Genomic DNA, 11722 nt, shown 5'->3' with positions numbered 1-11722 from the left:
CGGAACTGGTCGGTCGTCCTCCTAGCCTCTCCAAGAAGGCCGAATTAAGCAATTCCACGTTGTGGCTTTTGCCACAGGCGCAACGTTCGACAAATGCCGAATGAACAAGGTAGCTTGTTCGATAGGCGCCGAACAAGGGTCTGGGTGGTCGCACGTAAAGATGTGGTCGCGCCAGTGATACCCGCCCTGTGGGGGTCGGGCTAACAACCGTCGACCGCCGACGACTGAGTGGACTCACTCGTCTACGTTCGCGTCGCACAGCAGGCAAACACTCGCACCGCCGACCTTAGGGCAATTGGATTGCCCGGACTCGGCACGCCAGAAGCTTCCTGGAGGAAACTATGGGCACGGTCAACAAGGAGATCGAGGAATTCATCCGCTACGTCGTGGAGGATGGAAGCAACTATCGGATGGACGAAATGGACAAGCTCTACGCTGCCGATATGGCCATCCTGTTCCCGAGCAAGGACGGCTCGATCGTCGCGGCACCGCGCGAGGATGTCTTCGCCGAGTTCGCGGCTCGTGGCAGTAACGGGGAAAGGGCCCTGTCCACGGAGTACCGCATTCTGCACCTGGAGGAGCAGGGCGACGACGCCACTGTGCTTCTCTACCGCCGCATGAGCGAGTCCGCTGCACCGTTCCTCTACGAGCTGCGACTCAAGCGCGGCGGTGTCCGCGGTTGGCTCGTCGCCGGCGAGACCGTAACGCCTTGGCCGGACCCGGAGACTGCAGGCGCGTTCCTGCCTCCACGGCAGACCGTCTGAGCGCCTTCAACGGGGCGCAGCGGTCCATGCATGACACGGGAAAGGGCGCCGCGTCAGCAGTGCTCACGTCCTCATGGACACGCGCCCCGTTCTGGCGGCGACAGCACTTCCGAGAGGTAACGGGCGACGGCATCCCCGCTGTCACGATAGCCCGCCCACCCACGAGCAGCGCTGTAATAAGAGGTCCTAACAAGGGCGTTTGACGTGGCGGTAAGTGAAGACAGGTGGGCGAGGTCGGGGAAGGCTTCATGGATGTCGTTGCGCACCGGACGGCCCTTCCGGAAGGCACGGCGCGGACGTCGCCCGCGTTCGGAACCGGGAGAGGACACCGGCTCGTGGGTGATCATGCGCTCGACGCGGTCGGTGTGAGTCCGGCGAGGGCAGGCTTCAGCTCGGTCCGCCGCTTGATGCCGAGCTTCACGAAGACTTTGCGCAGGTGGTACTCGACGGTGTGTGCGCTGATGAACAGGCGGGTGCCGATCTCGCGGTTCGTCAGCCCCTCACGGGCCAGGCGCGCCACATTCAGTTCCTGTTCGGTGAGCCGCGCTGCCGATCCCCGTGCGTGGACCCGCAGGGTCTCGCCACAGGCGCGCAGCTCGTCCGCGGCACGCTGGGCAAATCCGTTCACTCCGCAGGCTGTCAGTTCCTTGTGGGCGGTGCGGAGCTGCTCGCGCGCCTCGGCGGTCCGCCCCTGGCGGTTGAGTGCCTCGCCGTACAGCAGGCGGCACCGCCCCTCCCAGATCGGGATCCGCTCGTGCTCGAAGCGCGCGATCGCGTCCAGATACAGGTTCTCGGCCTTGTCCCCCGCACGCAGTTGCGCCTCGGCCATCGCCAGTACGGCCAGCGCGTATCTGGTGCCCACCGGCCGTGTAACGCGGGCCAACTGTTCGAGTGCCTGCTCGGCGAGTGCGTGCTCACCGGTGTGCGTGGCCGCTTCCACCAGTTCGAGCAGCGTGCGCATCGCGAGGTTCAGTTCATGGGTGTACGGCAGCTCGCGCCGGCCGCAGGCCACCGCCTCAGCGAAGCGTCCCAGGCCGTTGTAGAGGACCGCCTCGGAGAAGTTGGCCGCGCTCTGCGCGTATCCCTCGCCGCGCGCGAGCCCGTCGGCCCGAATCCGCTCGGCCAAGCGCTCCGCCTCGTCGGCCTGCCCCCGGTACGCGGCGAGGAGGAGTCGCCCGTACGGCGGCAGCGGGTTGCCCGTGACTTCCTTGATGGCGTCGATCTCGTCGCAGGAGGCTTCCGCCCCGTCCAGGTCGCCGTCGGTCATCTGTACGAGCATCAGCAGGCTCAGGGCAATCGGCAGCACGGTGACGACGCCTTCGGCGCGAGCGAGCTCGACCTGCCGGTCGGCGAGCGCACGCAGCCCGTCGGGATCCCACAGGTCCTGGGCGGCGCGAGAGGCGAACCACATCCAGTGCAGTTCGAGGAAGTCCGGCGCCTGCTCGAGGAACGCACGCTGGGCCCGTCGCAGGGTGGGGAGCGCCACCGTCTGCCCTTCGGTGGCCAGGAGCGCCTGTCCGCGCAGGATCAGGTCCCGTGCCCGGTCGGTCTCCTCGGCGGCGGGCGTGGCGCCGAGGATCGCGTGCGCGACGGCGGCCACCTGCTCGGCGTCACCGAGCCTGCCGCCGTAAGTCGCCGCCGCGAGCGCTTCGATGTAGGTGTCGCGGGCGAGGACCGGGTCGAGCCCTTCGAGCCCCCGTGCCGCGTCGAGGAGGTTCTGCGCTCCGCTGCGGTCACGCCGTAGCGCGTATCCGGCCCGCGCGCGCAGCCGCACCACGAGCGCCTCCTGGAGCGCAGTGAGGGGAAGGACGCGGGCGGACTCGAGCAGGCGCAGGGCCGCGTCCGACGCGCCCGCGTCGTGCTTGGCCTCGGCCGCCGCGATCAGCCGCTGCCCGCGGTGGAACGGCGAGGGTGTGAGCTCCGCTGCCCTCTCAAGGAACGCGCCGGCAGCTGCCGCGCCGCCGCGCGTTCGTGCGCGGACCGCGGACTTCTCCAGATCGGCGGCGACCTCCTCGTCCGGTTGCAGGGTCGCGCTGGCCCGATGCCAGGCCCGGCGGTCCGGGTCGTGTTCGGCGTTGGTGACGTCGGCCAGAGCGGCGTGGACGCGACGTCGGTCGCCCGGTGACGCCGCCCGGTACACGGCCGACCGCACCAGCGGATGGCGGAAGCCGACGCGGGTGCCGATGATGAGGGCCTCGGCAGCCTTGGCCGTGTCGAAGGCTTCCGGGCCCAGTCCCAGTACTGCGCTCGCACGCCACAGCAGCCCCGGGTCACCAGTGGGTTCGGCGGCCGCCAGCAACAGCAGGAGGCGCGTCGGCGGGGGCAGCGGCGCGAGCTGCACGACCAGGCTCTGCTCGATGCGGCTCTCCAGCGGCAGGGAGCCCGTCAGGGTGAAACCGCCGGCGATCTGGGCCGGGTTCAGTGCCCGGGGCAGTTCGCGCAGGGCAAGCGGATTGCCACGAGCCTCCGCGATCAACTGGTCGCGCACCCGCCGGTCGAGACCACCGGGTGCGGCCAGGCGCAGCAGCTCGCACGCGTCCTCGTGGCCGAGCCCTTCGACGACCATGTGGGGCAGGCCCGCGAACACCGGATCGGCCTGGCGCATGGCGAGCACCAGGACGATGCCCTCCGCGTCCAAGCGCCGGGCGGCGAAGGCGAGGGCACGCGCGGACGCCTGGTCGAGCCACTGTGCGTCGTCGACGACGCACAGCAGTGCCTGCTCTTGGGCAGTCTCGGTGAGTAGCCCCAGCAGAGCCAGTCCCACGAAGAACGGGCTCGGCGCTGCGGCGGTGCGCAGCCCGAACGCCACCTCGATTGCCTCCTGCTGCGGAGTCGGCAGCCTGGCGGCCGAACCCATCATGTGCCCGCAGAGCTGTTGGAGGCCGGCGTAGGCGAGTTCCATCTCGGACTGGGAGGCGACGATCCGCTCGGTGCGCACGTGTGCCGCGGTCCGTGCCGTGAGGTGGTCCAGGAGCGCCGTCTTGCCGACACCGGCCTCACCGGAGACGACCAGCGCCCCGCTGCGGCCACCGCGGGCACCGCCCACCAGCGCTTCCAGTTCCGCCAGCTCGCGGTGTCGCCCCCGCAACGGCGCGATGTCAGGCACCATGTCCGCCTTCGTCGGGAAGTATCGCTCCGCCATGTCCGTCGTCCAAGAAATTCTATCGGAGCCTTGTCCTGAACCGCCAAGTGTCGCGGTGAGTATCGACCGCCCGTCACAGCGGCGGGGGCGTCACCGAAAAGAGGGGGTATGACTCATTTTGTGCATTCGAAGGCCGGTGTCGACGACCCGGTCACCGTCATGAAGAGCTACACCGTGCTGGCGGAAGAAGCCGGCCGCTTCCCGCAGGCACCGCCCCCCTCACCCAGACGCGTTTCGTCCACGTCGTCGGGTGGACCTCGGGCGGCCGGCCATGCCCTTGGCCACCTGTCGCTTGCGCATAGCGTACCCAGCAATGCTGGCAGCCCGCGCTGCCAGGGCAATCGGCGGCCAGACACGCCAACGAGGAGCACACGGTCGCAGCCGCAGATAGCCTCTGACCGCAGGGCGGCGGGCCGCGGCCCTGCCGCGCTGAATCAGAGCGTTCGATGTCAGTGCTGTACGGCAGCATTCCGACCCAACAGCCCTGCACGCAGTGATGGAGAAGAACCGTGACCGGCCAAGATCTGAGCCCTGTGCTCCCCGTCGACTTTCTCCGCACGGCAATGGCCGGCCGCAGCCCAAACGACCCGGTGGTGCAACTGGCGGCACAACAGGCCCGAACGGCGCAGCCCGGGCATGCACAGTCAGCTCTGGTGGAGGCTTTGCTGTCTGGCCCGTACGCGCAGGAGGCACCCTTGTGGCTTCTGGAGACCACCGTGGAGGCAGGTCTGGGGGCCGAGGGGGAAGCGTCTGGCGTCGGCCAGCAGCCCGCACTGGTCGCGACTGCCCTCGAGCACCCGTCGTGCACGGCCTCACTGCGGGAGCAGGCCCTCAGACGGTGCACGAGTGAGCAATTGGGCATGCTCGGGACGCCGCGTGCGGATGCACGCCTCGCCGCCACGGTTGCTGCGGAGCTGCGTGCACGCAGCGGTGCACCGCTGCCCATGACTCCACAGCTGCTTCAGGAGCCGACTGCGGCCCAGACCGTGCTGCAGCAAGGACCGCTGCACCCTCTGGTGTTCGAGGCTGCCCGGGACACGCTTCCCACCGAGCCCGATCCGGACAAGATCGGCGAGGGATCCGACACAGACGGCACGTGGAAGCAGTACAAACAGGCGTACGACGCGTGGCGCAGCATGTGGCGTCAGGTACTCAACCGCCATCCGCACTGTCACCGAGAGCTCATAGCGTGGGCTGCCGATGCCGGCGCCGAGGGGCTGATCCGCGACGAGCTGCTCGGTAGTCTGCCCTGGGCGGTCGAACCCGCGCTGCTGGCCGAGCTCGCCAGGGCCGACCTCGACCGCTTCTCCTTCGAAGTGCTACTGGCCCGGGGCTGCCGCATGCTCCGCGCCGGATCGGACGAGCAGCAGGTCCTGGAACACTTCGCCACGGACCTGTCTGCAGTGACGGACGACGAGCAGACGCTCTTCCATCATGCCCTGCGCCGAAAGAGCAGCACATTGCTCGACATGGGGTGCCACGCACCGATCACCTGGGCGCAACGTGCCGCGGTGGGAACATGGCGCCACATCCTCAGCCCCACGCAGGCCAAGGACGGCTACCGCCCTGTCCAGTGGCAGGCGTCCGCCGCCCTGCTCACCGATCTCGCCACGCAGTTCGCCGAGACCGCCGCCTGTGCCCTGCCCTACTGGGAGCCTATGGACCGCTATCGGGGAATCACCGCGCGCGAGGTGACCTGGGTCCGCGACATGGTGCTGCGCCTTCCGACCATCACCGAAGACGTCAGGGCCGGGGTCGGCCCCCTCGTCCGCGACGCGCACGAGCGGCTGAGCTACCGTCACCCCGGCCTCCAGCCGCGTCACGACGAGCGCAGCGAGATCCAGGAGAGCCTGAACACGATCGAACGCGTGCTCGCAGACCCTGCCCCCGCGACCGGCGTGGAACGTCGCCGGACCGCGCTCGGCGCTCCCGACGAGGTGACCGTGCGCGACCTGGCCCGTCTCCAGACGCAGGCACTGAGCGACTATCTGACTCGGCACGCCGGCGACGACTCCCTCGTGGAAAAGGCCCTGCTGTCCTGCGCCGCCAGCGGATACCGGTCGCGTGACGACTTCGATAATGTGCTGCGCCGCCACAGCTGTCCCGACACGGTGCTGCTCCGTCTCACCGGGCGCCTGCGCACCCGTCTTGGCGGCGGGCCGTCCTGGCGTGAGGCCTGGACCCAGCTGGTTCTGGGCAGAGCGGAGGCCGATCCGGCACTCGTGCGCGCCCTGCCTGCCTGGACGGCGCTGCGCGCCCGGGGCGACTACCACGCAACCGCGCACGCCGCGGTGGTCACGGCCGTACGCGAGGCTCTGGGAAGTGATCAGGAGGCATGGGACCGCTTCGCGGCCTGCCCCGCCACCCACTCCGGCCCCACCGCCTGGCTGCGTCTGGGCGACCTGCTGGACGCAGCCGCCGCGGGGAGCCCGTGGCCGAAGCCGCCGGGCAGCCGATAAGCCCTGCCACGGCCTCAACGGGCACGAGACCCTCTCACTGAGCGGCTATGCGTGCCAGGTCTGCGCTGAATTCCCGCAATTCCGGCGACGGGCGTGGCGCGGACTTGACCAACTGCGCTACAAGGCGGGCTTGTTTGGAGATGCAGGAGGGGTCCATCAGCCCCGGCCCGCCCGGCTGCGGCGGACCCGTGGCCTGATCCGCCATGGCGAGAAACGCCGTGGCTCTGTCGGTCGGAGCCAGGTAGGTGACCTCGGGCACCGTGACCGTGGCACCGTCGTCCATGTACAGGGAGATGGTGAAGGTGTAGATCCAGGGCATCGACCCCTCTCCGTACCGCTCGGGCCCCACCGTGAACGCAACCCGCTCCTGAGCATGCGGCGGCAGGGTGTACTTCATTTTCCGGTGGATTACGGCTCCCTCGCGGGCTTCGGCCGGGATCTTGATGTCGTACTGCGCAGTGATGTCAGTCGGCCCGGCCCCGTAACGGCAGAACACCTCAGCAGCGGAAACAAGGTTCACTTCAGCACGGGTGATCAGAACGGGGTTGTCTGCACTGTTCCTCAGCGTCGCGCTGACGACGGACGCGGGCACCCGAGCCTGTTCGGTGACTTGTCCGTCGAAGACCACATCGGCAGCGACGTTCTGCTCCCGGTCGACGTCCGAGTCGACCAGTTCGACCGCCGGCGCCGGCTCGGGCGCAGGTTTGGGCTGCGCATCGGGCCAGAAGAGAAAGATCAGTCCGGCTACCCCAGCGACCGCCGTAACAACGGCGCCGACGATCTCGAGCGTCCTGTTCTGCTTGTGCCAGAACCCTCCCTCCGGCTGCGGGCCGCTGTCCCCGGTTTCCGCTGCGACCGCATCACCCTCCGGCCGTGTGGATCCCTGACCGTCCTCATCGCCCGTTCGCCTGCCTGATCGCGGCGGCGCGGCGCTGCCGCTTGTCTCTTCCCTCGAGGGCCGGCACTGCTCCCCCTCATGTAATCCGTCTGTCTCTCCAGAGCTCATGTCCGTCTCCTCCCCCGCCCCCATAGCAGCCATCCACCCACACGTAGCCCAGCGACGGTTCCGCGCAAACGACCATCACCGACCCGAAACCAGGTGTGGGCTGGCGCCCTGCCAGGGTGCCTCGCGCACCCGCGGCCTTCGCCGCCCGGCAGTGCGTCCCAAGGCACTGCCGGGAGCGGGTAACGCAGGCACGGAAGGTTCTGTATAGGGAAGTTCACTCCTCCGCAAGGAGCCTCTCTCGCAGCTGGGCCAGTGTGCGCGCCAGTAGCCGGGAGACGTGCATCTGGGAGATGCCGACCTCCTGCGCGATCTGCGATTGGGTCATGTTGCCGAAGAAGCGCAGCAGCAGGATCCGCTTCTCGCGCGGCGGGAGGCTTTCCAGCAACGGCTTGAGGGACTCGCGGTACTCGACGCCCTCGAGTGCCTCTTCCTCGGCTCCCAGGGTGTCCGCGACCGTCGGGGACTCGTCGTCGGTGTCGGGGATGTCCAACGACAGTGTGGAGTACGCGTTCGCGGACTCCAGGCCCTCCAGGACTTCCTCCTCCGAGATCGACAGCTTCGTGGCCAGCTCGTGGACCGTGGGCGGTCGGCCTTGTTCCTGCGACAGCTCCGCAGTGGCCGTGGTGAGCGCAAGGCGCAGTTCCTGAAGGCGCCTGGGTACACGCACTGCCCAGCCCTTGTCACGGAAGTGGCGTTTGATCTCACCGACCACCGTCGGGGTCGCGTACGTGGAGAACTCCACGCCACGCTCCGGGTCGAAGCGGTCGACCGACTTGATCAGACCGATGGTGGCGACCTGGGCGAGGTCGTCCAGCGGCTCACCGCGGTTACCGAAGCGGCGTGCGAGGTGCTCCACGAGCGGCAGATGCATCCGGACCAGCCGGTTGCGCAGCTCGGCGTACTCCGGGCTGCCGCCTTGCATCGCGCGCAGTTGGAGGAACATCGCTCGCGCGTCACTACGGTCGGCGGCGGACGACGTAGTGCGAAGGGGCGGCTGGGGGGTGGGCTGTGTTTTGGTCCGCCGCTTGACTCTGGCCAGCGCGGACTCGACGTCCTGGGCCGTGGCCACGAGCGATCCGATCGGTCCTTCACTGGCCATGAGGGTTTCGCGCAGCGCGGCAATGTCGTCCCTGTCGTGGTGGTCGGCCCTCGCCGCCTCCCGCCCGCGACGGACGGCCCCCGCAGGCAGTGCGGCAACTTCATCCTCGTCGTGGTGGCCGGTCATCACTGCCTCCCCTCGCCCGTGTCGATCACGCCCAGCTCCTGCAGCTGGCTTCGTACATCTTCCAGCGCCTGGCGGGCGCGGTGCAGATGCACGCGCGCGGTCGCGACCTGGATTCGCATCTCCTTCGCGGCATCCCCCAGCGGCTGTCCGGCAATCGCGCAGCGGCCCATGACTTCGCGCTGTTTGTCGCTGAGGGACACGATGCGCTCCAGCACCGTGCGGTAGGCGCCGCGCGCATCCATCCAGGACGCCAAGTCCACCTCCGCCGCAGCCCGATCGTGGTGCTCTGTATCGAAACCGATCGAGCCGGCTTCCTTCTGCAGTCGCAGCACCTCCCGCACGACGGTGGTGCGTAGCCATGCAGGCCAGGCCCTGACCGGTTCCAAGTGCGGGGCGTTCCAGCGCTGCCAACATTGCAGGAAGGCCTCCTGGACCGCGTCGTCGGCCAGAGTGCGGCGCCCTCCGGAGACGAAGATCGCCTGCGCCGGAAGGGGCCGGTACCACGTACGGAACAGGGCGTCGAACTCCTCCTCGGGCGGGGCTGTCATTGAGGATCCTGCTCGTCCAGGCGGACGCTCCATGCCGTGCCGTCCTGGTCGCTCACCTCGGCCCTCCCCCCGCGGACGGACAGCTCACGTGCCATCCGGACCATCGCCCGGGCACGCACCCGCTCCCTGAGCAGGTATCCGCAGGTCCGTACTGCCGCTCCCGCAGCAGCCGCCCCGGTGCCCACTATCACCCAACTCCACTGTCCTGTCACGGCGTTGGCCTCCCGAGGCTCGAAGTGCTTTCACCAGGTAGAGGAATCAGGCGCCGAAAACGTGTACACGCCCCACCGACTCCAGCCGAGAGGCGACTGGACGATCCTTGTGGCTCGGATGAGTTGGCCTGCAAACCGATGAGCACACCGTACGAAGCGGGGCCGGGACTGGGCTGCCCCTCATCGACACGACGAACGAGGTATTCCACCAGGAGCGGGAAGGAATACCGTTCTACCAGGCGGGGTTCGACAGGATCGGCACCTTCCACAACCTGAAGCGACTGCTGGCCCGGGGTGCGCGAACTGGACCACCCGGTATTCTCCCCCCATGGCATAAGCGCCTGGCTGGCATCCATCAGGTGCTGTTCGAGAACCGTAGGTTCGAGGAGGGCCGCTGGGGCGCGGAGTTCCACCCAGACCTCTCTCCCACCTGCGACGATATCGTCATCGCACCCCACAAGAACATCGACGTCCTGGCCACGACCGACCTTGACGTGGAGCTCCGTCAGCACCGGGCGGAATACATCACCGTCACTGGGATGATCGGCACCATGTGCGTCGAGTCCACCGCGTAGCTGCATGGGACGAGGTCACCACGTGACCATGTTCGCCGACACCACCGCCACGGACGCGGGACTCGAGGACCTGCGACGCGATGACCGGACGGCATCCGGCCATCTCTCACGCCGCGGTACGACGTCGATCAGTACCTGAAGGCCGTCCGCGCGGCACTCATCTGAGCCGCCCGCAGTTTGAACGCCGGATTGATTCCTGGACGTATCTCGACCTGTATGTGGTGCGTGGTGATGAGGAGAGGGCCGGGGCGATCGAGGCGTCACTGCGTGGCAAAGCTCCAGGCCGAGCACGGAACGGTGCTGGTCGTGGTCGAACAGCCGGCCTCGACCGGTGCGTTGCCACCCGACCGTCGCACGGACACGGGCTGTCCCGTCGCGCATATCTCTGGGCTGACGAGACGAGGGATCGCCGGGCCGGAGCTGCTGCAAGGGCAGGCCACTGGCCCTGATCCGCAAGATCGGACGGCGGCTGGCCGCCCTGTTGCGCCCGAGGGCCGCGCCGCTTCCTGACGTCCTGCTCACGAGACCTACGTCCTCATGATGTGAGGCTGCTGGGGTGAGCTTCACACGAATGTGTGGATTATGTGATGGGTCGTCACAGGCGCTGACCTTGAATTGTCTTGGAGAGAGTAGGACGGAGTGATCTCGTCACTTCGTCGATGACTTCTGTCGAGGCCTTCCAAAGGACGAGCACATGAACCAGATCAACGTCGCGCACCCGCACGCACCGATGAGGGACGAGGCAGTTCCGTCTCGCTACGCGCTGAAGGTCGGCGACATCGATGTCACAGTGATCAGTGACGGGGTGCTGGCGATCAACCCTGCGACGCTGGCCACCAACGCCGCCAAGGCCGAGCTGTCGGCCTGGCTCCGTGACAACTTCCTGCCGCCCGAGGTGATCGACTACCCACTGAACGTGTCCGTGGTCCGCAGTGGGGACCGGACCATCCTCATCGACTCCGGGCTGGGTACGGAGTTCCCGGGCTTCCCCCGGGCCGGGCAGTTGGCCATGAGGCTGGACGCTGCCGGGATCGATCCCGCATCCGTGACCGACGTGGTGCTCACCCACTTGCACATGGACCACATCGGGGGACTGCTCGTCGAGGGTCTGAGGGGCCGGCTGCGCAAGGACCTCCGAGTCCACCTGGCCGCGGCCGAAGCCGAGTTCTGGCAGGCGCCCGACTTCTCCCGCACCGCCATGCCGGCGCCGGTGCCCGAGACGCTCGTCACGACCGCCGCACGGTTCCTGGATGTCTACCGCGGCCAGTTGCACCCCTTCGAGACCGAGTTCGAGGTCGCGCCCGGCGTACTGATCGAGCGCACCGGGGGTCACACTCCCGGTCACAGCATCGTCCGCCTGGAGTCGGGTGGACAGCGGTTGACGTTCGCCGGTGACGCTGTGTTCCAGTGCGGGTTCGACCAGCCCGGCTGGTACAACGGCTTTGAACACGACCCCGAGGAGTCGGCCCGGGTCCGGATGCGTCTACTGAAGGAGATGGCGGCGAGCGGCGAGCACCTGATGGCCAGCCACCTGCCGTTCCCGTCCGTCTGCCACGTGGCGACGGCCGGCAACGCCTTCCGTTTCGTGCCGACGGTCTGGGACTACTGAGTCTCGGCATCGCTGCCGGTTCAGCCTGAGGGCCTGGGCGGCGCGGATACGGGCAGGCTGCGGCGAGCACCGCGGCCTGCCCGCGCAGCGCGGACCCCGTTCCGATCGCCGAGCCCCGTCGGATGCCGAAAACCCAGTCCCGGTGAACACAAAACGGGGACAGACTCGGCCATTCAGCCACC

At 68.3% G+C, this 11722-nt stretch carries 8 protein-coding genes; 4 read left to right on the top strand and 4 right to left on the bottom strand.

What is annotated here, in order from left to right:
• The first annotated feature begins 341 nt into the window (after nt 1-341).
• On the top strand, nt 342-764 hold the full coding sequence (locus tag ACH4D3_RS19145; RefSeq protein ID WP_222515089.1) for a hypothetical protein: 423 nt from the start codon (nt 342-344) through the stop codon (nt 762-764).
• Nucleotides 765-1107: 343 nt separating this feature from the next.
• Here ACH4D3_RS19145 and ACH4D3_RS19140 read toward each other — a convergent pair whose 3' ends face one another.
• On the bottom strand, nt 1108-3906 hold the full coding sequence (locus ACH4D3_RS19140) for an AAA family ATPase (protein WP_398323443.1): 2799 nt from the start codon (nt 3904-3906) through the stop codon (nt 1108-1110).
• 509 nt (nt 3907-4415) lie between these two features.
• Here ACH4D3_RS19140 and ACH4D3_RS19135 point away from each other — a divergent pair.
• Nucleotides 4416-6365 (top strand): hypothetical protein, encoded by a 1950-nt coding sequence (locus ACH4D3_RS19135; protein ID WP_398323441.1) that lies wholly within the window; start codon nt 4416-4418, stop codon nt 6363-6365.
• A 34-nt stretch (nt 6366-6399) separates the two neighbouring features.
• On the opposite strand, the gene ACH4D3_RS19130 is transcribed toward ACH4D3_RS19135, so the two are convergent.
• The 3 genes from ACH4D3_RS19130 to ACH4D3_RS19120 all read right to left on the bottom strand — a co-directional run bounded on the left by ACH4D3_RS19130 (nt 6400) and on the right by ACH4D3_RS19120 (nt 9144).
• The gene (locus ACH4D3_RS19130) at nt 6400-7371 is read right to left on the bottom strand and encodes a hypothetical protein (protein WP_398323439.1); all 972 of its coding nucleotides are present in this window, start codon (nt 7369-7371) and stop codon (nt 6400-6402) included.
• A gap of 214 nt (nt 7372-7585) precedes the next feature.
• Nucleotides 7586-8596 carry an RNA polymerase sigma factor SigF gene (locus ACH4D3_RS19125; protein ID WP_398323437.1) on the bottom strand — a complete coding sequence of 337 codons (1011 nt, stop codon included), beginning with the start codon at nt 8594-8596 and terminating at the stop codon, nt 7586-7588.
• Nucleotides 8596-9144, bottom strand: coding sequence for an RNA polymerase sigma factor (locus ACH4D3_RS19120; protein ID WP_398323435.1), 549 nt, complete (start codon nt 9142-9144; stop codon nt 8596-8598). Before ACH4D3_RS19120 ends, ACH4D3_RS19125 begins: the two co-directional genes overlap by 1 nt.
• 340 nt (nt 9145-9484) lie before the next feature.
• On the opposite strand from ACH4D3_RS19120, the gene ACH4D3_RS19115 reads away from it, so the two are divergent.
• A complete protein-coding gene (locus ACH4D3_RS19115; protein ID WP_398323626.1) occupies nt 9485-9931 on the top strand; it encodes an isochorismatase family protein in 447 nt (148 codons plus the stop codon).
• A 694-nt stretch (nt 9932-10625) separates the two neighbouring features.
• Nucleotides 10626-11540, top strand: coding sequence for an MBL fold metallo-hydrolase (locus ACH4D3_RS19110; protein WP_365980951.1), 915 nt, complete (start codon nt 10626-10628; stop codon nt 11538-11540).
• Nucleotides 11541-11722: the final 182 nt, after the last annotated feature.

This window comes from Streptomyces sp. NPDC018026, from assembly GCF_044327745.1.
GTDB lineage: Bacteria > Actinomycetota > Actinomycetes > Streptomycetales > Streptomycetaceae > Streptomyces > Streptomyces rubrogriseus.
The sequence above is the reverse complement of the archived record's forward strand: the minus strand, read 5'-3'. Positions and strand labels throughout refer to the sequence as shown.